The sequence below is a fragment of the Enterobacter sp. IF2SW-B1 genome (assembly GCF_001743375.1).
GTDB classification, from domain to species: Bacteria; Pseudomonadota; Gammaproteobacteria; order Enterobacterales; family Enterobacteriaceae; genus Enterobacter; species Enterobacter bugandensis.
In genome coordinates this window covers 228349-251523 of sequence record NZ_MJAA01000008.1, presented here as the reverse complement: position 1 = coordinate 251523, position 23175 = coordinate 228349, and the positions used below count along the sequence as shown (strand labels likewise).

Annotated in this window: 22 protein-coding genes; 4 read left to right on the top strand and 18 right to left on the bottom strand. The window is 57.4% G+C overall.

Annotated elements, in window-relative coordinates:
• The 5 genes from accD to pdxB form a co-directional block, all read right to left on the bottom strand.
• Positions 1-906, bottom strand: coding sequence for an acetyl-CoA carboxylase, carboxyltransferase subunit beta (gene accD / locus A6013_RS17100; RefSeq protein ID WP_003861408.1), 906 nt, complete (start codon positions 904-906; stop codon positions 1-3).
• 154 nt (positions 907-1060) lie between these two features.
• Positions 1061-1720: a DedA family protein gene (locus A6013_RS17095; protein ID WP_008502599.1), complete on the bottom strand. Its 660-nt coding sequence runs from the start codon at positions 1718-1720 to the stop codon at positions 1061-1063.
• A gap of 28 nt (positions 1721-1748) precedes the next feature.
• Entirely contained in the window at positions 1749-2561 is an 813-nt protein-coding gene (gene truA / locus A6013_RS17090; protein ID WP_069733475.1) for a tRNA pseudouridine(38-40) synthase TruA, read from the bottom strand.
• Positions 2561-3574: an aspartate-semialdehyde dehydrogenase gene (locus tag A6013_RS17085; protein WP_069733474.1), complete on the bottom strand. Its 1014-nt coding sequence runs from the start codon at positions 3572-3574 to the stop codon at positions 2561-2563. The genes truA and A6013_RS17085 overlap by 1 nt, the downstream gene beginning before the upstream one ends.
• A 67-nt stretch (positions 3575-3641) precedes the next feature.
• Positions 3642-4778 carry a 4-phosphoerythronate dehydrogenase PdxB gene (gene pdxB / locus A6013_RS17080; protein ID WP_069733473.1) on the bottom strand — a complete coding sequence of 379 codons (1137 nt, stop codon included), beginning with the start codon at positions 4776-4778 and terminating at the stop codon, positions 3642-3644.
• A 113-nt stretch (positions 4779-4891) separates the two neighbouring features.
• Between pdxB and flk the strand changes: the two genes are divergently transcribed.
• A complete protein-coding gene (gene flk, locus A6013_RS17075) occupies positions 4892-5896 on the top strand; it encodes a flagella biosynthesis regulator Flk (protein WP_069733472.1) in 1005 nt (334 codons plus the stop codon).
• Between the two features lie 89 nt (positions 5897-5985).
• Here flk and A6013_RS17070 read toward each other — a convergent pair whose 3' ends face one another.
• A complete protein-coding gene (locus A6013_RS17070; RefSeq protein WP_045259679.1) occupies positions 5986-7164 on the bottom strand; it encodes an MFS transporter in 1179 nt (392 codons plus the stop codon).
• A 68-nt stretch (positions 7165-7232) separates the two neighbouring features.
• Positions 7233-8450, bottom strand: coding sequence for a beta-ketoacyl-ACP synthase I (fabB, locus tag A6013_RS17065; protein ID WP_023336433.1), 1218 nt, complete (start codon positions 8448-8450; stop codon positions 7233-7235).
• 158 nt (positions 8451-8608) lie between these two features.
• Between fabB and mnmC the strand changes: the two genes are divergently transcribed.
• The gene (gene mnmC / locus A6013_RS17060; protein WP_069733471.1) at positions 8609-10606 is read left to right on the top strand and encodes a bifunctional tRNA (5-methylaminomethyl-2-thiouridine)(34)-methyltransferase MnmD/FAD-dependent 5-carboxymethylaminomethyl-2-thiouridine(34) oxidoreductase MnmC; all 1998 of its coding nucleotides are present in this window, start codon (positions 8609-8611) and stop codon (positions 10604-10606) included.
• Between the two features lie 62 nt (positions 10607-10668).
• Here the strand turns inward: mnmC and A6013_RS17055 are convergent, their stop codons facing one another.
• Genes A6013_RS17055 through prmB form a run of 6 tightly spaced genes read right to left on the bottom strand, consistent with a single transcriptional unit; the run spans position 10669 to position 15217 of the window.
• On the bottom strand, positions 10669-10944 hold the full coding sequence (locus A6013_RS17055; protein ID WP_028013966.1) for a YfcL family protein: 276 nt from the start codon (positions 10942-10944) through the stop codon (positions 10669-10671).
• 13 nt (positions 10945-10957) lie between these two features.
• The gene (locus A6013_RS17050) at positions 10958-11503 is read right to left on the bottom strand and encodes an elongation factor P hydroxylase (protein ID WP_045259677.1); all 546 of its coding nucleotides are present in this window, start codon (positions 11501-11503) and stop codon (positions 10958-10960) included.
• Entirely contained in the window at positions 11503-12312 is an 810-nt protein-coding gene (locus A6013_RS17045) for a sulfite exporter TauE/SafE family protein (protein ID WP_041908882.1), read from the bottom strand. The genes A6013_RS17050 and A6013_RS17045 overlap by 1 nt, the downstream gene beginning before the upstream one ends.
• Positions 12312-13136 (bottom strand): penicillin-insensitive murein endopeptidase, encoded by an 825-nt coding sequence (gene mepA, locus A6013_RS17040; protein WP_069733470.1) that lies wholly within the window; start codon positions 13134-13136, stop codon positions 12312-12314. Before mepA ends, A6013_RS17045 begins: the two co-directional genes overlap by 1 nt.
• Before the next feature lie 2 nt (positions 13137-13138).
• Positions 13139-14224, bottom strand: a complete 1086-nt coding sequence (gene aroC, locus A6013_RS17035; RefSeq protein WP_028013970.1) for a chorismate synthase — start codon at positions 14222-14224, stop codon at positions 13139-13141.
• 60 nt (positions 14225-14284) lie between these two features.
• A complete protein-coding gene (prmB, locus tag A6013_RS17030; RefSeq protein WP_023312578.1) occupies positions 14285-15217 on the bottom strand; it encodes a 50S ribosomal protein L3 N(5)-glutamine methyltransferase in 933 nt (310 codons plus the stop codon).
• A 145-nt stretch (positions 15218-15362) separates the two neighbouring features.
• Here prmB and smrB point away from each other — a divergent pair, with 145 nt between their 5' ends.
• Positions 15363-15914, top strand: coding sequence for an endonuclease SmrB (gene smrB / locus A6013_RS17025; protein ID WP_008502613.1), 552 nt, complete (start codon positions 15363-15365; stop codon positions 15912-15914).
• A 46-nt stretch (positions 15915-15960) separates the two neighbouring features.
• Here smrB and sixA read toward each other — a convergent pair whose 3' ends face one another.
• The 4 genes from sixA to A6013_RS17005 all read right to left on the bottom strand — a co-directional run bounded on the left by sixA (position 15961) and on the right by A6013_RS17005 (position 20644).
• Complete coding sequence (gene sixA / locus A6013_RS17020; protein ID WP_003861375.1) at positions 15961-16446, bottom strand: phosphohistidine phosphatase SixA; 486 nt, start codon at positions 16444-16446, stop codon at positions 15961-15963.
• Between the two features lie 209 nt (positions 16447-16655).
• Entirely contained in the window at positions 16656-18803 is a 2148-nt protein-coding gene (gene fadJ, locus A6013_RS17015; RefSeq protein WP_069733469.1) for a fatty acid oxidation complex subunit alpha FadJ, read from the bottom strand.
• Positions 18803-20113, bottom strand: a complete 1311-nt coding sequence (gene fadI, locus A6013_RS17010; protein ID WP_041908875.1) for an acetyl-CoA C-acyltransferase FadI — start codon at positions 20111-20113, stop codon at positions 18803-18805. The genes fadJ and fadI overlap by 1 nt, the downstream gene beginning before the upstream one ends.
• A gap of 246 nt (positions 20114-20359) precedes the next feature.
• Positions 20360-20644 carry a YfcZ/YiiS family protein gene (locus A6013_RS17005; protein ID WP_023336445.1) on the bottom strand — a complete coding sequence of 95 codons (285 nt, stop codon included), beginning with the start codon at positions 20642-20644 and terminating at the stop codon, positions 20360-20362.
• Between the two features lie 372 nt (positions 20645-21016).
• On the opposite strand from A6013_RS17005, the gene fadL reads away from it, so the two are divergent.
• Positions 21017-22297, top strand: a complete 1281-nt coding sequence (fadL, locus tag A6013_RS17000; RefSeq protein ID WP_041908871.1) for a long-chain fatty acid transporter FadL — start codon at positions 21017-21019, stop codon at positions 22295-22297.
• Between the two features lie 44 nt (positions 22298-22341).
• Here fadL and mlaA read toward each other — a convergent pair whose 3' ends face one another.
• Positions 22342-23094 (bottom strand): phospholipid-binding lipoprotein MlaA, encoded by a 753-nt coding sequence (gene mlaA / locus A6013_RS16995; RefSeq protein WP_041908870.1) that lies wholly within the window; start codon positions 23092-23094, stop codon positions 22342-22344.
• Between the last annotated feature and the right edge of the window lie 81 nt (positions 23095-23175).

Below are 23175 nucleotides of genomic sequence, written 5' to 3'. Positions count from 1 at the left end.
TCAGGCCTCGGGTTCCTGATCCGGTACCACCACGCCTTCGCGCGGCTCATCCGGGTTAGGCGCTGGCAGATTCATCAGCTTCGCCAGAATGCTGGCCAGTTTCAGGCGCATTTCCGGACGGCGGACGATCATATCGATAGCGCCTTTCTCAATGAGGAACTCACTGCGCTGGAAGCCCGGCGGCAGTTTTTCACGAACGGTCTGCTCGATGACGCGAGGACCGGCAAAGCCGATCAGCGCTTTTGGCTCAGCGATGTTCAGGTCACCCAGCATCGCGAAGCTTGCGGAGACGCCACCCATGGTTGGGTCGGTCAGTACCGAGATGTACGGCAGACCGCGCTCCTGCATTTTCGCCAGCGCCGCAGAGGTTTTCGCCATCTGCATCAGGGACATCAGCGCTTCCTGCATACGCGCGCCACCGGAGGCGGAGAAGCAGATCAGCGGGCAGTTGTCTTCCAGCGCCTGCTCAACGGCACGCACGAAACGCGCGCCGACCACGGAGCCCATTGAGCCGCCCATAAAGGAGAACTCAAACGCAGCGGCAACCACCGGCATCTCGTGCAGGGTGCCCTTCATGACGATCAGCGCGTCTTTCTCGCCGGTCTCTTTCTGTGCAGAGGCCAGACGATCTTTGTATTTTTTGGAGTCGCGGAACTTGAGCACATCTTTTGGCTCCAGTTCGCTGCCCAGTTCTACCAGAGAACCTTCGTCCAGCAGGCTATGCAGGCGGTTGCGCGCCGACATACGCATGTGGTGGTCACACTTCGGACACACCTCAAGATTGCGTTCCAGCTCTGCGCGATACAGAACCTGGCCGCAGCTATCACACTTCGTCCATACCCCTTCAGGAATGCTCGCTTTGCGCGTCGGGGTAATGTTGCTTTTAATTCGTTCAATCCAGCTCATTGATAACCTTTCTGCCTGAACCTGGTCGTATGCCAGTTTTGCTATAAGAGGCGAATAATGCCATTTTTGCCTCCAACAGACCATGAATGTTGCACATTAAAACATAACAGCCCGAAACTTTGGATAAAAAAGTGGTCGAACCGCCAGCGTGCATTTACTTCGCTTGCTTTGCTGCCGCGCGTTTGTGACGAATGATTTCGATAACACCCGGCAGAACGGAAAGCACAATAATCGCTACAATCAGTAACTTAAGGTTTTCCTGAACCACCGGCAAGTCGCCAAACAGATAGCCTGCATAGGTAAAGAGCAACACCCAAAGCAGTGCGCCCACCACGTTATACATTGCAAAATGACGATAGGACATATGGCCCATTCCCGCCACAAACGGCGCAAATGTGCGCACAATAGGCACAAAACGCGCAAGGATAATGGTTTTTCCGCCATGACGTTCATAGAAGGCATGGGTCTTGTCTAAATAGCTGCGGCGGAAAATTTTCGAGTCCGGATTACTGAACAACCGCTCACCGAACACTCGGCCAATCGTATAGTTGACCGCATCCCCGACAATCGCGGCAATCACCATCAACACCACCATCAGATGCACGTTCAAATCATTGGTGGGCAGCGCCGACAACGCACCGGCCACAAACAGCAGCGAGTCTCCCGGCAGGAACGGGGTAACGACCAGACCGGTTTCACAGAACAGAATCAGGAACAGAATGGCGTAAACCCAGACGCCGTACTGCGCGACCAGCTCCGCCAGGTGAACATCAATATGCAGAATGAAATCAATCAGAAAACGTATTACGTCCATATTGTCTAAGCCTTAATTGCACCTTTGTTTAGTCCGCTAAAAACAGCGGGCCCATTGGCGGTTTTGGCAGGTCAAACCGATCCGGATAGTCTACCGAGACCAGATAAAGCCCTTCCGCTTTCGCCGTTGCTGCCGCAAGCGTTCTGTCCTTCGCTGCCAGCAGTTCTGCAATCCAGCTCTCCGGCTGGTGTCCGGCGCCCACTTCCATCAGGCTGCCTACAATATTCCGCACCATATGATGTACAAAGGCATTGGCTTTGATATCCACCACCACATACGCGCCAAAACGACTGACGTTAATGTGCATGACGTTACGCCACGGCGTACGGGACTGACACTGCACCGCACGAAACGACGTAAAGTCATTTTCACCAATCAGACACTGCGCCGCGCGATGCATGCGTTCTGCATCGAGCGGTTCATAAAAATGCGTCACGCCCTGGCTTAACACCGCCGGACGCAGACGCTGGTTGTAGATGACATAGCGATAGCGACGCGCCGTCGCGCTGAAGCGCGCGTGAAAATCTTCCGGCACAGATTTCACCCAACGCACCGCGATGTCACCAGGTAAATTCGCATTTACACCCAGCGTCCAGGCGGCATCCTTACGCACGGCGGTGGTTTCAAAGTGAACCACCTGCCCCGTGCCATGAACACCCGCGTCCGTACGCCCCGCGCACAGGACGTTAATCGGCTCGTTTGCCACCTGAGAGAGCGCTTTCTCCAGCTTTTCCTGAACGCTGCGCACCTCATTCTGACGCTGCCAGCCATAATATTTACTGCCATCGTACTCAATACCGAGGGCAATTTTATGAACCGGCTTTTGATCCACTTCGGACATCAGTACAGATACTCCTGCACCAGCTTCTCGGCGATCTTGACCGCCATCAGCGCGCCGCCAAAGCGAACGTTATCGGCAACGGACCAGAACTGGACCTGCTCCGGCATACCGTAGTCGTTACGCACGCAGCCAACGGAAAGATGCGCGCTGCCGGTGGCGTCGCCCACCTGGGTCGGGAACTCGCTCTCTTCGGAAAGGACGATATCTTCACCGCGGCCAAACGCGTCGCGGGCCTCTTCTGCCGCCAGCGGACGCAGCGCTTCAAAGCCGACCATCTGCGCGTGGCCGTAGAAGACCGGGGACTGTACGACGCTGGCGGAAATCATCAGCCCCTCGTCCTGCAGAATCTTGCGCGCTTCGTCGACGAGACGACGCTCTTCGCGCACGGAACCTTCACGATCCGGCAGCAGCGGCAGCATGTTGAACGCCAGCTGGCGGCCAAAGAAATCATCTTCGTCAATCGGGATACCGTTCAGCAGCTTCGCACTCTGCCCGGCCAGCGCGTCAACGGCCTTTTTACCGTTCGCCGACGCGGACAGCAGGCTGGTGACGGTAATGCGCGACATGCCGCCGTCGTCAATCAGCGGCTTCAGCGCGGTCAGCAGCTGGCTGGTCAGGCTGTTCGGTACCGCGATAACGTTACGGTTGCGGTAGTCAGCCAGCACAAACGGATTGACGTCCGGGACCACCAGAGGCACGTCCGGCTCCAGGGAGAACAGACCGCTCAGGTCGATCACCAGACAGCCCGAATTGGTCGCCTCTTCAGTATAAGACGCCGTGGCTTCTGCACCTGCGGCAAAAAACGCCAACTGCGCCTGGGTCCAGTCAAACGCGGCCGCATCCTGAACCATCACGGATTTACCGCCAAAACGCAGATGTTCGCCCGCGCTGTCGGTGCGCGCCAGCGCATAGATATCTCCCACCGGGAACTGACGCTCGGCAAGAGTTTCGAGCAGGGCTTCGCCCACGGCACCCGTGGCACCTAAAATGGCAATATTCCAGCCTTCAGACATGGTGGTTTACTCCAGAAATAAAAAAGCGTCCCTGTCGGCGTATCCGACAGGGAGCATTAAGAAGACATTAATGCGCCGGGTGATGAACGGCGTTAAAACCCAGTTTCTTGAGCAACGTCGCAGCCGCTGCGTCGTCGCACATCACATACAGGGAAGACCACTCGCGGCGCTCAACGTAGTTCTTGCGCAGCTTATCAAATTCACCCGGGATCCCCGCCACCTTACGCAGCAGCGCATCGTCGCGGCGCACATCATACACCAAATGCACCAGCCTTTTCAGCGTTGCCTGATCGAGCGGGCCATGCAGGGTAATGCGGCCAAATTCAGGCGCGGGGAGTAAAGTATCAAGCGCCACCTGCTGCGGATGGCCGATAAAGGCGCTGTAGGCTTCAAACACCTGCGTCGTGCCGCGCGCTTTGCCTTCAAGCGTATAGCCCGCAATATGCGCGGTGGCAACGTCAACCTTGTTCAGCAGCTCAACGTTGAGATCCGGCTCCGGCTCCCAGACGTCCAGCACCACGCTGAGATCTTTTCCTTCATTCAGACATTTCAGCAGCGCGGCATTATCCACCACCGGGCCACGGCAGGCATTAATCAGAATAGTGCCAGCCTTCAGACGGCGAATCAGCGCCTCGTCCGCCAGATGCAGGGACTTATACGGCCCTTCTTTAAACAGCGGCGTGTGGAACGTTAGCACATCGCACTGTTCAACCAGCTCATCCAGCGCGCGGAAATCCTCGTCGTCACCGTTGTCTCTACGCGGCGGATCGCACAGCAGCGTGCGGATACCTAACGCTTCAAGGCGCTTTTGCAGACGCCCGCCGACGTTACCCACGCCGACAATCCCCACGGTGCGGTCTTTCAGCGCAAAACCATCGCGCTCGGCCAGCATCAGCAGCGAGGAGAAAACGTATTCCACGACGGCAATGGCGTTACAGCCCGGCGCGGCGGAAAAACCGATTCCGGCCTGCTTCAGCCACTGATCATCCACATGATCGGTCCCTGCCGTTGCGGTTCCGACAAACTTAATCGCTTTACCGGCAAGCAACGCCTCATTTACTTTGGTCACCGAGCGCACCATCAGCGCGTCTGCGTCATCCAGTTCGTTAACCGGGATCGGGCGACCAGGGACAGCCTTAACGTCGCCGAGGCGGCTAAACAGCTCGCGGGCGTAAGGCATATTTTCATCAACGAGGATTTTCACGTCTGAGTACCTGTTTGAGAGGAAGAAAACCTGCCAAGTGTGCCATAATCTGGCCGCCAGGCATATACGTATGCCGGGTTTACGCTGAGTTTTGACTTTAAGGATTTTTGACGATGCAGCCCATTTCAGGTACGCCGCCACGCCCTCCGGGTGAAGGCCCTGTCACGCCAAACGTTGCCGGTGAACAGCCACTATCCACGCAACAGCGCACCGTGCTGGAGCGACTGATCACGCGCCTGATAGCGCTGACTTCGCAGCAAAACGCGGAAGTCTGGGCCGGGGTAAAGCATGATTTAGGCGTGAGGAACGACGCACCGCTGCAGTCGCGCCATTTCCCTGCCGCCGAGCAAAATCTCAACCAGCGTATTACGACCGCGCAGCAGAACCACACCACGCGTCAGATTGTCACGCAGTTGACCGAGCTGCTGGGCCAGGGAAATAACCGTCAGGCTGTCAGTGACTTTATCCGTCAGCAGTATGGCCAGACCGCCCTAAGCCAGCTGACGCCAGACCAGCTTAAAACCGTGCTGACGCTGTTGCAGAACAATCAGTTGTCTATTCCGCAGCCTCAGGTGCGCCCCTCAACCGAGCGCCCGCTGCAGCCTGCCGAGCACAACACGCTGAACCAGATGGTGACCAAACTGGCCGCCGCCACCGGTGAGTCGACGAAGCTTATCTGGCAATCCATGCTGGAACTGTCCGGCGTGAAGGCGGGCGAGCTGATTCCGGCCAAACAGTTTACCCATCTGGTGACCTGGCTCCAGGCGCGCCAGACGCTCAGCACCCAGAGCGCCCCTACCCTGCATACCGTTCAGGCGGCGCTTAAACAGCCGCTGGAACCGCACGAGTTCGAGGTGATTCGGGATTACGCCCAGCAGAACTGGCAGGCCACGCCGCAAACGGTACTGACCACCGCGCAGGTGCAGGATGTGCTGAATCAGATCTTTGTTCGCCGCGCCGAGCGGGAAGGCGGCGTGCCGGAGGTAAGAAACGTTCAGCCGATCTACAGCCCGCTGTTTGCGCCCGTTGTGGAGACGTTCAGAACGCTCTCTGCCCGCCTGGGATTAATGTTGATTGCATTATTGATTGCGCTGGCGATTTTCTGGCTGGTTGCCTGAGGATTTGCCCGGTGGCGCTACGCTTACCGGGCCTACAACGGCTCGAACCGTAGGCCGGGTAAGGCGCAGCCGCCACCCGGCGACAACAGTTAATTTCTGCGAAACGCCACCAGCGTCACCACGATCCCCACCACCGCAGAAACCGCGCCGGCCAGGAAGACGGACGGGTAGCCAAACGAGGTGGCTAACAGACCCGCCAGCGGCCCGGTTACGCCGTATGAGATATCCTGAAACGCCGCATAGCCGCCCAGCGCCGTACCGCGGACCTGCGGCGCCACGCGCTTCACCACCTCAACGCCAAGCGCCGGGAAGATCAGCGAGCAGCCGCAGCCGGTTAACGCCGCACCCAGCAGCGCAACGGAGGCGACCGGCGCCTGCCAGAGCAACACCAGCCCAACGGTTTCAATCACCAGCGATGCCACCGCCACCTTCACGCCGCCAAAGCGATCCGGCATCCAGCCGAACAGGACACGCATCAGGACAAACGCGCCGCCAAAGGCCGTCAGCGTAAAGCCCGCCATTGCCCAGCCGCGGCTCATGAAATAGAGGGAGACGAAGGTACCAATCACCGCGAAGCCTACTCCCTGAAGCGCCAGCCCCAGCCCTGGCTGCCAGATTTGCCCCACCACACTCCACAGCGAAGGACGTTCGCCTTTATGGGCGGGCACCTTGCGTACCGAACCGTTAAAAGCCCACGCCAGCAGCGGTAATACCATGGTGGTTGCTGCCAGTACCGCAAAACCAAACTGGCTGTGGATCAGCAAACCCAGCGGCGCGCCTGCAGCCAGTGCGCCATAAATCGCCATCCCGTTCCATGACATCACTTTGCCGGAGCGCGCAGGCCCCACCAGCCCCATCCCCCAGGTCAGGGTGCCGGTCAACAGCTGGCTTTCACCGAAGCCAAGGATTAAACGGCCCACCACCAGCAGCGCAAATTTATACGCGGCGTCGACCGGCAGAAGAGCGGCCAGCAGCCACGCGCCCCCCGCCAGACCGCAGGCAAACATGCCCTGCAGCGCCGAGCGTTTTGCACCGTGCTGATCGGCCAGCCGTCCTGCGTAGCCGCGGGTTAATACCGTGGCTAAAAACTGAATGCCCACAGCAATGCCGACCATGGTGTTGCCATAGCCGAGTTCCTGATGAACGAACAGCGGGATCACCGGCAGCGGCAGGCCAACGGTCATGTAGGTCAGGAATACCGCAAAGGCGATGCGGAAAAGAGAAAGGTTCCCGGAAGGAGTGCCCTTCTCGGGGGTAACAGCCTTCATGCATAACTCCGTGTTCAGGCATAAAAAAAGGGAGCCTTCCGGCTCCCTTCTATTATACATTCAAACGCTTATGCTTTCAGCTTGCGCATAACCAGCGTGGCGTTGGTGCCGCCGAAGCCGAAGCTGTTGGACATGACGGTGGTCAGCGTCGCTTCCGTTGGTTTGGTCACGATGTTCAGGCCAGCCGCCTGCTCGTCCATCTCGTCGATGTTGATGCTCGGGGCGATAAAGCCGTTTTCCAGCATCAGCAGAGAGTAGATCGCTTCCTGCACGCCCGCCGCACCCAGAGAGTGACCGGTCATGGCTTTGGTGGCAGAGATAGCCGGGCTGTTGTCGCCGAACACTTCGCGGATCGCACCCAGCTCTTTCACGTCACCTACCGGAGTAGAGGTACCGTGGGAGTTCAGGTAGTCGATTGGGGTGTCAACGCCGTGCATCGCCATCTTCATGCAGCGCACCGCGCCTTCGCCGGACGGAGCAACCATGTCGGCGCCGTCGGACGTTGCGCCGTAGCCCACGATCTCAGCGTAGATGTGCGCGCCACGCGCCAGCGCGTGCTCAAGCTCTTCAACCACAACCATACCGCCGCCGCCCGCGATGACGAAACCGTCACGGTGCGCGTCATAAGTACGGGAGGCTTTGTCTGGGGTTTCGTTGTACTTGGTGGACAGTGCGCCCATCGCGTCGAACTCACAGGCCATTTCCCAGCCCAGCTCTTCGCCGCCGCCAGCAAATACGATGTCCTGTTTACCCAGCTGGATCTGCTCAACAGCGTTACCGATACAGTGTGCGGAAGTCGCACACGCGGAGCTGATGGAGTAGTTCACACCGTGGATTTTGAACGGGGTCGCCAGGCACGCGGAAACCGCAGAACCCATAGCTTTCGTGACCACGTACGGACCTACCGCTTTCAGACCACGCGGGCTACGCATTGCGTCAGCACCGAATACCTGCGCTTTAGAGGAACCGCCGGAACCGGCAATCAGGCCCACGCGCGGGTTGTTCTGATAAACCTCTTCACTCAGGCCGGAATCTTTGATCGCTTCCTGCATGGAGAGATAAGCATAAATAGAGGCATCGTTCATGAAACGAACCACTTTGCGGTCAATCAAACCGGTGGTGTCCAGTTTGACGTTACCCCATACGTGGCTACGCATACCTGAATCTTTAAACTCTTCAGAGAAAGTGATCCCGGAGCGTCCTTCACGCAGAGATGCCAGGACTTCCTGCTGGTTATTACCGATGCTGGAAACAATGCCCAGGCCAGTAATCACTGCACGTTTCATTCAATACCTCTGTAAGTCGCACTATAAAAAGTTTCGAGTCGCACAATAGCGTACACTTGTACGCCGAACAAGTCCGATCAGACATTTTCTGCGGAAATTTGCACCGATGGACTCACATCGTTAAGATCGTGCCACTGCCTGTCAGACGAGTAACTTACGTGAAACAAAACGCTATACAACCCGCCAACCTCGAATTCAACGCTGAGGGTACACCTGTTTCCCGAGATTTTGATGACGTCTACTTTTCTAATGATAACGGACTCGAAGAAACCCGCTATGTTTTCCTCGAGGGAAACCAGCTCAGCGCCCGCTTCCCTGCGCACCCGCGCAGTCTGTTCGTTGTTGCGGAAAGCGGCTTCGGAACCGGACTGAATTTTCTGACTCTCTGGCAGGCGTTCGATCGATTTCGCGCTGCACACCCCGAGGCTACGCTACAAAGATTACATTTCATCAGTTTTGAAAAATTTCCGCTTACCGCGCACGATCTGCGGCTCGCCCACCAGCGCTGGCCGGAGCTTGCAGCCTGGGCGGAGCAGCTTCAGGCGCAGTGGCCGCCGCATATCGGCGGCTGCCACCGTCTGATTCTGGACGGCGGACGGGTGACGCTGGATTTATGGCTGGGCGACATTAACGACCTGACCGATACGCTCGACGACGCGATGAACCAGACGGTGGACGCGTGGTTCCTTGACGGCTTTGCGCCCGCCAAGAACCCGGACATGTGGAGCCAGCATCTGTTTAGCGCGATGGCCCGGCTGGCGCGTCCCGGCGCAACGCTCGCCACCTTTACCTCGGCCGGCTTTGTTCGCCGCGGCCTGCAGGACGCGGGCTTTACCATGCAGAAGACCAAAGGCTTTGGCCGCAAGCGCGACATGCTGGTCGGCACGATGGAAAGGACGCTGGACATTCCCGCTCGGGCTCCCTGGTTTGCGCGCAGCGCCAGCGCATCGCGCGAAGTGGCGATCGTTGGCGGAGGGATCGCCAGCGCCCTGCTCTCTCTCGCGCTGCTGCACCGGGGCTGGCAGGTGACGCTCTACTGCGCTGACGAGGCACCAGCCAGCGGCGCGTCCGGCAACCGCCAGGGCGCGCTTTACCCGCTTTTAAGCGCGCACGATCCGGCCCTGTTCCAGTTTTTCCCCGCGGCCTTTACCTTCGCCCGTCGCCTGTACGACGCGCTGCCAGTGGCATTCGACCACGACTGGTGCGGCGTGACGCAGCTCGGCTGGGATGAAAAGAGCCAGCAAAAAATCGCCCAGATGCTGTCGCTGGGTCTGCCGGAGGAGATTGCCCGCGAGGTCAGTGCGCAAGAGGTGGCAGACACCGCGGGCGTGGAAACCGGCTGTGGCGGCATTCAATATCCGCTTGGCGGCTGGCTGTGCCCGGCTGAACTGACCGCGGCGGCGATTAGCCTGGCGCAGTCACGCGGGCTAAGGGTGCATTATGCTCATAAGGTTGAATCGCTTAGCCGGTCAGAACGGTGGACTCTGCATTTTGCTGATGGCAAAGCGGCACACCATGCCAGCGTTGTGCTGGCAAACGGACATAACATCAGCCAGTTTATCCAGACCGAGACGTTGCCGGTTTATCCGGTCGGCGGCCAGGTAAGCCATATTCCGACCGCGCCCGAACTGAGCAAGCTGCGCCAGGTGCTGTGCTATGACGGCTATCTGACGCCACAAAATCCGTCTAACGGCCATCACTGCATCGGCGCCAGCTATCATCGTGGCGAAGCGGATATGCGCTACAGCGAAGCGGATCAGCAGCAAAACCGCCAGCGCCTGATTGACTGCTTCCCGGACGCGGCGTGGGCGAAAGAGGTTGACGTGAGCGAGGGCGAAGCGCGCTGCGGCGTGCGCTGCGCGACCCGCGATCACCTGCCGATGGCGGGAAACGTGCCGGACTATGAAGCCACGCTTGAACTCTATCAGGATCTGGCAGAAAACAAGGAAACGGCGGTAAGTGCCCCGGTTTATCCGGAACTGTTCATGCTGGGCGGATTAGGATCGCGAGGATTGTGCTCCGCGCCGCTGCTGGCAGAGGTGCTGGCTGCGCAAATGAGCGATGAGCCGGTTCCTCTGGACAGGGTTACGCTCGCGGGGCTGAATCCGAACCGGTTGTGGGTAAGGAAACTGCTGAAGGGGAAAATGGTTAAGTAGGGTGCGGTCTGGTGCCCTCACCCCGGCCCTCTCCCACAGGGAGAGGGAGATGACGCATTTACTTAGCGTTTAGCCTGCTGGAATAAATTGTCCCACATCCCCAGCACCAGAGACTGGTCGCGCGGAGAGAGCTCCCCGGCCAGAATGGCTTTTTCCAGGCTGCGCGTGACTTCAGCGTGAACGGCGTCGGCAGAGTGATCGTCACCTGCTTCCAGCTCGGCTACCGCCAGCGTCAGGTGACCACGCAGATAACCGCTGGCGAACAGCTCATCATCACTTGCGTGTTCCACCATGTCATCAATTAACGCCAGAATGCGTGATTCAAATTCTGCGATCATCTTCTTTCCTCTGTTAAAGATCTTCCGGCCAAGGGAAGCATTCCGCCGTGATCTCCGGCGTGTGGTAATAATTCTGTAAAGCCTCGATCAGGCGCGCCGGACGTTCCGGGATACCTTTCTCAAGATACTCCATCACCTGCGCATGCACGCGGCGCTGGAAGACGATACGGTCTGGCTCGAAGTCGCCTTCAAGGTTGTCACAGCTCACGTTGAACGGGAAGCCCGCCGCCACGCAGAACAGCCATTCCAGCGCCTGCGGCTTCACTTCCACATCTTCAAACTGGCCCTGGGTGGCGGCGTCACGCCCGTCCGGACAGTACCAGTAACCGAAGTCGACCAGCTCGCGACGCGCTTTCCCCGCGATGCACCAGTGCGAGATCTCGTGCAAACCGCTGGCGTAAAAGCCGTGGGCAAAGACGATGCGGTTGTACGGAACCTCTGCATCAGCAGGAAGATAGATCGGTTCGTCGTCGCCTTTAATCAGACGGGTATTAAAATCATCAGCAAAACAGCTATCGAAGATCTCAATCAACTGTTCGTATTTATGCGTACTGTTCATTAGTTCATCCCCAACCAGGTGAGGATCTCCTGTCCATGGCTGTCATAAAGAAGTTTGGCGCTCATCACCGCCGAGACGACAACAATCATCGGGCGGATCAGCTTTTGCCCTTTGCTTAATACCAGACGCGAGCCTGCGCGCGCGCCCAAAAACTGCCCTGCCATCATCACAAACCCGGTTGCCCAGATAACCTTGCCGCCAATGATAAACAGCAGCAGGCCGCCGACGTTCGAGGTCGCATTCAGCACCTTAGCGTGGGCGGTGGATTTAGCGAGGTTAAAGCCGGCCAGCGTCACGAACGCCAGCGCGTAAAACGAGCCTGCCCCCGGGCCAAAGAAGCCGTCGTAAAAGCCGACGCAGCCACCGGCAATCAGCGCAAACGGCAGGCCGTGCAGCCGCCGCGCCCGGTCTTCCTCGCCGAGCTTAGGCATCAGCAGGAAATAGAGACCGATGCAGATAACCAGAATCGGCAGGATCTGGCGCAAAATATCCGACTGCACGTGCTGCACCAGCAGCGCGCCCGACGTTGAGCCGATAAAGGTCATCAGGATATTGAGCTTTTGATCGGCGAGATTCACCACCTTGCGGCGGATAAAATAGAGCGACGCCGAAAGCGAGCCGCCGCAGGCCTGCAGCTTATTGGTGGCAAGCGCCTGCGCCGGGCTCATGCCTGCCGCCAGCAGCGCGGGCACGGTTAACAGCCCGCCGCCGCCCGCAAGGGCATCGATAAAACCGGCCAGCATGGCCACGAAGAACAGCACCACCAGCAGCAGCGGTGACACCATAAACAGATCGACGAAATTATCCATTAAAGTACATGCTCATCCAGTAGCGCCTGGCAGGAAGGCGGCAACGGAGGCGGTGTCTTCTTCTCAGGCTTAGAGGTTCCAGGTTTTGCCGGCTCAAACCAGCTTTGCAGTTCGTAACCACAGCCATCGCCTGGCGGCGGTAGCGGCTGATCTTCACATTCCAGGCTGTTCGCCGGGCAACGCAGACGCACGTGCATATGCGCCCGGTGCTGGAACCACGGGCGCACTTTGCGCAGCCAGTCGCGATCCGTCCCCGCATCCAGGCAAAGCTGCTGCTTGATCGCCGGGTTGACGAAAATCCGCGTGACGTCGTTATCTTTCGCCGCCAGCATGATCAGGCTCGAAATATCCCGTGACCACAGTGATGGCACCACGCTTTTGCCGTCGCGCGACACCAGATCCAGCGCCTGCGGCTTCAGCAGCTGCGCAGACGTCCAGCGCGTTTTCGGCAGCTGCAGGAAGATGTCGACATCCAGTCCGGTTTGGTGGCTGGCGTGCCCGCCGTTAAAGCGGCCACCGGCAGGCATCCCCATATCGCCAATCAGCATTGTCCCCAGCCCCAGGTTATGCACCTGGTTCCCCAGTCGCTGAATGAACAGCACCAGATCAGGGTGGCCGAAGTAACGACGCTGGTCGGTACGCATCACCTGATAGGTATCTGATTGCAGCGGCAGCTCCTGCGCGCCCACGATACAGCCGTTAGAGAAGGCGCCGATGGACTGCGCGCTTCCCGCCACCGGATGGGTGATTTTTTGCCACGGCGTGGCGGCCAGACTGGCTCCACTGGCCAGCAGCGCCAGCAGAGCAATTGCGGTTTTTTTCATGTTTACCAGCGTGGAATGGTGGTCGTCACGTCCGCGTTCTGCGCGCGCTGGCGCAGGAAGTGATCCATCAGCACGATCGCCAGCATCGCTTCCGCGATCGGCACCGCGCGGATCCCCACGCACGGATCGTGACGACCTTTGGTGATCATCTCAACTTCTTCGCCTGAGCGGTTAATCGTGTGGCCCGGCACGGTGATGCTTGAGGTCGGCTTCAGCGCGATGTTGGCAATAATCTGCTGTCCACTGCTGATACCGCCGAGAATGCCGCCCGCATGGTTGCTCTGGAAGCCCGCTTTCGTGATTTCGTCGCGGTTCTGGCTGCCGCGAAGCGCCACCACGTCGAAGCCGTCGCCAATCTCGACGCCCTTCACCGCGTTGATGCTCATCAGCGCGTGGGCGATATCGGCGTCGAGACGGTCAAATACCGGCTCGCCCCAGCCAGCCGGGACGCCATCTGCCACCACGGTGACTTTCGCGCCAATGGAGTCGCCCTCTTTTTTCAGGCCGCGCATCAGTTCGTCCAGCGCGTCAAGCTTATCCGCATCGGCGCAGAAGAACGGGTTTTGCTCGACCTGATCCCAGTCCTTGATCGCCAGCGGAATGTCGCCCATCTGGGTCAGACAGCCGCGAATGACGATGCCAAATTTCTGCTGCAAATACTTTTTAGCAATCGCGCCAGCGGCCACGCGCATCGCGGTTTCACGCGCGGAAGAGCGTCCGCCGCCGCGATAGTCGCGAAAGCCGTACTTTTGCTCGTAGGTGTAGTCGGCATGGCCCGGGCGGAACACGTCCTTGATGGCACCGTAGTCCTGAGAGCGCTGATCGGTGTTTTCAATCAGCAGACCAATGCTGGTGCCGGTGGTGCGGCCTTCAAAAACGCCGGAGAGAATTTTGACCTGGTCCGGCTCGCGACGCTGCGTGGTGTAGCGAGAGGTGCCCGGACGACGGCGGTCAAGGTCGTGCTGTAAATCTGCTTCGGTCAGTTCGATGCCTGGCGGTACGCCATCAACGATACAGCCCAGCGCCAGCCCGTGCGACTCGCCAAAGGTGGTCACGCGGAATAACTGTCCAATACTGTTTCCTGCCATCACGGCTCCGATGTTGTTGTTTGTGTTTGAGCGTTGTGAAACGGGCCGAAGCCCGCTGGATTAATCTTTATAGATGCTGAAATGTTCGCGCGCGTCGAGCAGCTGCGCTTTGGTCAGCATAAAGACGCCGTCACCGCCGTTGTCGAACTCAAGCCAGGTGAACGGCACATCCGGGTACTGCTCTATCAGATGTACCATGCTGTTGCCCACTTCACAAATCAGAACGCCGTCATCGGTCAGGTAATCCGGCGCGCAGGCCAGAATGCGGCGGGTCAGCTTCAGGCCGTCAGAGCCTGACGCCAGGCCCAGCTCCGGCTCGTGACGATATTCGTTCGGCAGATCGGACATGTCTTCTGCATCGACGTACGGCGGGTTAGTGACGATCAGATCGTATTGCAGCGTCGGCAGGTCGCGGAACAGGTCAGAGCGGATTGGCGTGACGTGATGGATCAGGCCGTGCTCTTCGATGTTGTGTTCGGTCACGGCCAGCGCGTCGGTGGAGATATCGACGGCGTCCACTTCCGCTTCAGGGAAAGCGTAGGCGCAGGCAATGGCGATGCAGCCGCTGCCGGTGCACATATCGAGAATGTGCTGCGGCTGATGGTTAATCAGGCCTTCAAAGTGGTTGTTGATCAGCTCACCAATCGGCGAGCGCGGTACCAGCACGCGTTCATCGACGTAAAACTCGTGGCCGCAGAACCAGGCTTTGTTGGTCAGGTAAGCCACCGGAATGCGCTCGTTTACGCGACGGATCACGCGCTCAACGATGCGGTGTTTTTCGCTGGAGGTCAGGCGCGCGGTGCGCATGTCTTCCGGAATGTCCAGCGGCAGGTAAAGAGACGGCAGCACCAGTTGAACGGCCTCGTCCCACGGGTTATCGGTACCGTGACCGTACCAGATATTAGCGGCGCTGAAGCGGCTAACCGACCAGCGCAACATGTCCTGTATGGTATGCAGCTCGTTTACTGCTTCATCGACAAATATTTTATCCACTCTTTCCTCCAGGGCATGCTCGCATAATTTTCGGCGGCTAGTTTGCCATGAAGACGGCGATAAATCAGCAATGACGCGTACCGCTTGAGGTTAAAAAATGCGTTTAGTCGGGTACACTATCGGAAATACGAGATGAGAATGACGAATGAAAAAGAAAACATCGCTCAGCGAGGAGGATCAGGCTCTCTTCCGCCAGTTGATGACCGGGACGCGTAAAATCGCGCAGGACACGATTGTCCACCGTCCGCAGCGTAAAAAAATCAGCGAAGTTCCGGTCAAACGGCTGCTCCAGGAGCAGGCGGATAACAGCCACTATTTTTCAGATGAATTTCAGCCGCTGCTCAATACGCAAGGGGCTGTGAAGTACGTGCGCGAAGACGTCAGCCATTTTGAGCTGAAAAAGTTACGACGCGGAGATTATTCGCCGGAGCTGTTTCTCGATCTGCACGGCTTAACCCAGATGCAGGCGAAACAGGAGCTGGGGGCGTTGATTGCCGCCTGTCGCCGCGAACACGTTTTTTGCGCCTGCGTGATGCACGGCCACGGTAAACACATTCTGAAGCAACAGACGCCGCTGTGGCTGGCTCAGCACCCGCACGTGATGGCGTTTCATCAGGCACCGAAAGAGTACGGCGGCGATGCCGCATTGCTGGTGTTGATTGAAGTTGAGGAGTGGCAGCCGCCAGAGTTGCCCTGACAGAAGGGCGGGAAACACGTAGTACCCCGCCCTGTCACACGTCACGTCAGATGGCTTTTGCCATCTTCAGGTTGCACGGGCTCATTTGCCAGTTGAAGACCCCTTTGCCGGTTTCGTCGAGAGTGACGTTGGCAATGGCGGAAGTGGTGAACATTGGCGGCGTTTCGCCCGGGCACAGCTCAGATACCAGATAGCCGACCAGCGGCAGGTGGGAAATGACCAGTGCGGAAGCGACACCTTCATTGCACAGCGCCTGAAGGTAAGCGCTGACAAGACCGACATCGCCGCATGGCGTCAGCTCAGGGAGAACGTCCACGCTGGATGGCAGGTTCATACACTCCCCTACCACGTCCAGCGTCTGTTCTGCACGCAGGAACGGACTCACCAGAACGCGTTCAATGTCCACTTTTTGACCTTTAAGCCACGTCGCCATTTGACGGGATTCGTCACAGCCACAGACGGTTAAAGGACGTACTGAGTCACTGGCGGCATCGAGTGCCGCGTCGCCGTGACGCATGATAAAAACTTGCATATTGCACCGCTTTTGTTAACCAGAATCACCGGCGTTAACTACCCGCGATTAATGCTCTGAGGTAGAAAACCCGATGGCCGGGCATTGTGCCTGATCCATTCGGTGAATGAAACGCTGTTTTTTACCTCAATGGCGTAAGTATAGTCAATCTCTGTTTACAAAATCGCCAGAACAGGTTCATTCACCTCAGGATTTACCCTTCTTTGACTTCAGTTTACGAAATCAGTTTCCCTTGCAGGCCAGAATGTCTGGCCCCGCTCCGCCATCTGCAATAATTCGTCACACGGTGTAAACCGCGGACCGTATTGCGAGGCCAGACGTTGCAAAATGACAACCACTTCACCCGCACCGAGCGTATCCATGTAACGGAACGGGCCGCCAAGGAACGGCGGGAAACCAATACCAAATACCGCGCCGATGTCGCCATCGCGTGCGCTCTTGATCACCTGTTCACCAAAGCAGCGCGCCGCTTCATTGAGCATCATCATGACGCAACGTTCTGCGCACTGAACGGCAGACAGTCTTCCCTGACCGGTGGCCGAAATAAGCCCATAAACCGAAGGGTCGACCTGTTTCTTGCTTTTACGCCCTTTCGCGCCGTAAAGATAGAAACCGCGTTCATTTTTTCTGCCTTTGCGATCATCCTTCAAAATTGCAGAAACAATGTTTGCAGGCGGGGTAAAACGATCGCCATAAGCCGCTTCCAGCACAGGTATAATTTTAGTGCCGGTGTCTATTCCCACCTCATCCAAAAGTTGGATTGGACCGACGGGGAAGCCAAACTTTACGAGCGCCTCGTCGACGTGCTCGATTTTCTCCCCTTCCGTCAGCAGCCGCATCGCTTCGTTGATATAGGGTGCCAGAATACGGTTGACGTAGAAGCCAGCCTTGTCCGCGACCACAATCGGGGTTTTACCCTGTTTTTTCGCCAGCTTCACCACGGTAGCGATGGTCTGCGGGCTGGTCGTGGCGTGCGGGATCACCTCCACCAGCTGCATTTTTTCGACCGGACTGAAAAAGTGCAGACCAATGACCTGCTCCGGACGAGCAGCTTTCGCCGCGATATCGCCAATCGGTAAAGACGAGGTGTTTGAGGCAAAAATAGTGTGCGGCGCGCAATGCTGCTCTACGTCAGCCACCATCTGCTGCTTAAGCGCCAGGTCTTCGAATACGGCTTCAATCACCAGGTCCCGGTGTGCAAAACCGCTGTAATCCGTCGTGCCGGAGATCGTCGCCAGGGTTTTATCACGCTCGCTTGCCTTGATATGGCGGCGTTTGACCTTCCGATCAAGGTTCTGCCAGCTGTACTGCAGCGCGTGGTTGATGCCCTTTGCGCTGATGTCTTTGATGCGCACGGGCAATTTGCCTTTGCTGGCGGTAACAAACGCGATTCCGCCGCCCATCAGCCCACCGCCCAGCACGCCAACGGCGCGCAGCGGCGCAGGCTCTGCCTCGCTGCCAGGATCTTTTTTCACCTCAGTACTGGCGAAGAAGATGCTGCGCAGCGCCTGCGACTGCGGTGTCATCGCCAGTTCACCAAAGGCTTTGGCCTCAGCGGCATAGCCGCTGCTGCTTCCCTGCGACAACCCGGTTTCCATCACTTCCAGAATGCGCTTTGCCGCCGGGTAGTTGCCTTTGGTTTTTTGCTCGGTTTTTTTGCCTACCATGTTGAACAGGAGCGCGCGCCCCAGTGGCCCTGCCAGCACGCGCTCGCGTACGGGGAGAGGACGTTTTGTCTCACGTCCCTTCAGCGCCAGCTCAACGGCAGCGTCCAGTAGAATGGTGTGCGGAACGACGTCGTCAACCAACCCCACTTTCAGTGCCTGACGGGGGCGTAGCTGCTTGCCGGTTAAGATCATCTCCAGGGCGGTGCTAACCCCAACCAGACGCGGCAGACGCTGTGTTCCACCCGATCCCGGCAGCAGGCCTAACTGCACTTCTGGCAACCCTAAAACGGTTTTCGGATCGTCAGTGCAGATACGGCTGTGACAGGCCAGCGCCAGCTCCAGCCCGCCGCCAAGGCAGGCACCGTGGATCGCGGCAATAACCGGAATCGGCAGAGCGTTGATTTCAGCCATCACCTGCTGCCCCTGACGCGCCAGATCTTCAGCTTCCTGCGCGCTTTTCGCTCGGGCGATCATGTTGATATCGGCCCCGGCAATAAAGTTATCCGGCTTAGCCGAGATAAAGACCAGACCACGAATCGCTTTATTTTCGCGGATCTGCTTGAGCATGGCGCGAACCTGAGTGCCGAATTCAGCCTTCAGGGTATTCATCTTTTCATCAGGCACATCAATAGTGATAACCGCGACGTTATCGAGGCGAACCGTCAGATTAAATGCAGATGGCATATCCATTATTCAGCCTCCAGAACCATTGCTGCACCAAGGCCGCCCGCCGCGCAGGCGGTGACGAGACCAAATCCGCCGCCGCGGCGACGGAGTTCGTGTAGTGTCTGGGTGATCATTCGCGCGCCCGTGGCCGCAAACGGATGGCCGTAGGCGATCGACCCACCCAGCACGTTGAATTTGCTCTGATCCACTTCGCCGGTGGCATGGGCGCGGCCCAGCACGTCGCGTGCAAAACGCTCGCTTGCCAGCAGCTGCACGTTTGCCAGGGTTTGCGCGGCAAAGGCTTCGTGCATATCAATCAGGGTTAAATCCGCCAGCGTTAGCCCTGCACGATCCAGCGCCAGCGGCGTGGACCACGCCGGACCTAACAGCATGTCCTGCCAGACATCAATGGCGGTAAAGGCATAGCTGCGCAAATAGCCCAGCGGCGTGATGCCCAGCTCTTTTGCACGCGACTCCGTCATCAGGATCACCGCAGCAGCACCATCGGTCAGCGGCGTACTGTTGGCCGCCGTCACGGTGCCGTGCTTGCGGTCAAACGCCGGACGCAGCTTGGCGTAATCCGCCAGCGTCGAGGTGCCACGAATATTGTTGTCTTCAGTAAGAGGCTCTCGATAGGGAGGCGTGTAGGCGGTCATGACCTCGTCGGTGAGTTTGCCCTCCGACCAGGCTTTCGCTGCCAGCTGATGCGAGCGATGCGCCAGCGCATCCTGCTGCTCGCGGGTGATGCCGTAGGTTTTGGCCATCTGCTCGGCGGTATCGCCCATTCGCAGGCCAGTCGAGTATTCCGCGACGGCAGGTGGCACGGGCATGAGATCGCGCAGGCGTAAACGCGAGAAGAGTTTGAGCTTCGCACCGGTGGTGCGAGCTTTATTAGCATCCACCAGAATGCGGGCCAGCTTTTTACTGACACCAATCGGCAGTACGGAGGAAGAATCGGCGCCGCCTGCGATCCCGGCGCGAATGGTGCCCGCCATCAGACTTTCCGCCACGTTTGCTACCGCCTGGAAGCTGGTCGCGCACGCGCGGCTAACGCTGTAGGCATCGGTATGAACGTTCATGCCGGTACCGAGAACAATCTCCCGCGCAATGTTAGGGGCTTCAGGCATCTGCACCACCTGACCGAAGACCAGCTGTTCGATGACCTCAGGCGGAATTTCGCTGCGAGCCAGCATCTCCCCCACTACCATTTTCCCCAGATCGACAGCCGGTATACCGTGAAACGCCGTCGCCTGACGTGCAAACGGCGTACGCAGACCGCTGACAATGGCAATGCGGTCACCTTGTCGGGTGATTAGCGGTAATGCCTGACTCATAACCTTCCCCTGTGAAAAATTTTACATGACTATAAAGTGGTCTGACCTGATAACAGTCTTAACCATTTTTTTACATTCAGCCAATCGGGGAAGCTTAAAAATGCGAGGTAAAACACAGAGAAGAAAAAGAAAATGCCCCTGCATGGCAGAGGCAATTGTGCGGTTTGTTGCCGGGTAGCGACGGTGCCTTACCCGGCCTACACGATCGTAGGCCCGTGCAAGCGAAGCGCCGCCGGGCAAAAAGAATTAACGCAGACCGAGCTGGAAAATCAGCGTTTCAGCTTCGCAGGCAAACACAAAGTCGATATCCAGCTTCACGCCGCCCTCCACTTCCGTGAAGGTAGATTTGATTTCACACGGATCGGACTCCACATCACGCGCGCGCTTGCTCAGCGCGGCCAGCGTTTCTTCGGCTTCGGCGCGGTTGGTGAACACACGGCTGTAAGACGCGGTGCAATCGGTGTTGTCCATGATGGTGCCAACATCCATACAGCAGCAAACCGGGGTTTCATCAGCACTGCATTTACTCATAGCTCAATTTCCTCTGTATTCGCGCAGCGCGCGAGATAAACACGATGCTGATATTTTACGCCCCAGCGCTGGCTCTCTCCAGCCGTTAATGGCGCAAAATCGGATAAGTGACCGATATCACACTAAAAAATGATCTAAAACAAAAACCACCCTTTTGGGTGAGCCGCGATGGTCACAATTTTGCCAACCAGATCTCGTTTCAAGAAACATGTTTGAAAATATTAATAAACAAACTTGCAACATTCAGGCTGGTCGGACCTATACTCTGGCCACTGGTCTGATTTGTCTGTCATACCTCAGACCCTACACTTCGCGCTCCTGTTACGGTATGTAACAATTATTGAATAAAAATAACTCAATGAGGTTATGGTCATGAGCCAGAAAACCCTGTTCAACAAGACTGCGCTGGCAGTCGCAGTGGCAATCGTCTCTACTTCCGCCTGGTCAGCGGGCTTTCAGCTAAACGAATTTTCTTCCTCTGGCCTTGGCCGCGCGTATTCAGGGGAAGGTGCAATCGCTGATGATGCGGGTAACGCAAGCCGTAACCCTGCATTAATCATGATGTTCGATCGCCCGACCTTCTCTGCTGGTGCGGTGTATATCGATCCTGATGTTAACATTTCCGGCACGTCACCTTCTGGTGCGAGCCTGAAAGCAGATAACATTGCGCCAACGGCGTGGGTACCTAACCTGCACTTCGTTGCACCAATCAATGAACAATTTGGCTGGGGCGCATCCGTCACGTCTAACTATGGCCTTGCTACCGAGTTCAACAACAACTACCCGGCAGGCGAATACGGCGGTAAAACCGACCTGACAACGCTAAACCTGAACCTGAGCGGTGCTTATCGTCTGAACGACAGCTGGAGCTTCGGTCTGGGCTTTGATGCCGTCTACGCCGATGCAAAAATTGAGCGTTACGCCGGTGAACAAACGGCTCGCCTGCCGAAAAACAGCAACAAAATTGCCAGCCTGAAGGGCGATGAGTGGGGCTATGGCTGGAACGCCGGTATTCTGTACGAGCTGGACAAAAACAACCGCTGGGGCCTGACCTATCGTTCCGAAGTAAAAATTGACTTCGACGGCGATTACAAGAGCGGTATCCTGACGCCGGTCAACAGCCTGGTCCCTGGTGCGGGTACCACTATCCCGTGGGGGACTTCCGGTCAAACTGTCCCTGGCTCACTGTCACTGCATCTGCCAGAAATGTGGGAAGTCTCGGGTTACAACCGCGTAGCGCCACAGTGGGCTATTCACTATAGCCTGGCCTATACCAGCTGGAGCCAGTTCCAGGAGCTGAAAGCGACCGGCACCAACGGTCAAACGCTGTTCTATAAGGACGAGAGCTTCCACGACGCCTATCGCATTGCGTTGGGTACCACCTATTATATGGATGATAACTGGACATTCCGTACCGGTATCGCATTCGATGACAGCCCGGTACCGGCTGATAAGCGCTCCATCTCCATTCCGGATCAGGACCGCTTCTGGGTGAGTGCTGGTGCAACCTACGCGTTCAACGAGAATGCTTCTGTCGATGCGGGCGTATCTTATATGCATGGCCAGAAAGTGACCTTCAAGGAAGGCCCGTACGAATTTACCTCTGAAGGTAAAGCCTGGCTGTTCGGTACTAACTTCAACTACGCGTTCTAATCGCGCAGGGATCAAAAAAGGTGAGCGTTGCTCACCTTTTTTATTTATTCCGAATCAATATCTTTGAGTTCGTTTTCAATAGCCTTCGCGTTTGGATTATCTTCCGGCTTCAGCTTGCCGCCGTTGGCGATAAAGTCATGATTCTGGAAGTACGCTTCACGCACCATAATGTATGGATCGGACGACTGGCGCAGCAGACCGTCTGAATCAAGCAGTTGCGCACGGGTTTCAATCCCTTCCACCGTCCATTTACCCACCGACAGCGGCCAGGTCAGCCACGACAGAACCGGATACAGCGTATCGACCATATCGCCGCCATCATCACGCACAGTGAAGCTGCCATAGAACGGCAGATGGACGTAAGGACCGTAACCGACACCATAATGCCCCAGCGTACTGCCGAAACGGTGCGGCTGTTCACGCTGCAGTTTCGGGTTTGCCATACCTGCAACATCGATAAAACCACCCATACCCAGCAGGGAGTTCAGGAAGAAGCGCGTAAAGTGCACCATCCCCTGATACGGATCGCCCTGCAGGAAATAGTTGACCATCACCGCAGGCTCTTCGAGGTTGCTGGTAAAATTGCTTAACCCGTTACGCGCGGGCTGTGGAACGTAATCGCGCCATGCTACTGCCACCGGGCGAACCACATACGGGTCCAGCACGTTGTAGTTGAAGCTATACATAGAGCGGTTAAATCCTTCGAGAGGATCAGAGCGTCCCGTTTGCTCCCCGGAGCTGGCGCAGCCCACAAGCATCGTCGCGCCCAGCGCAAGCGCCGACAGCCGAAGTTTCATAAATATCTCCCTGTTCAGTATGGCTATCGTTGATTGCCATCCGTAACGGAGCATCTGGCGCTCCGTCTGAAAACGTGCAAG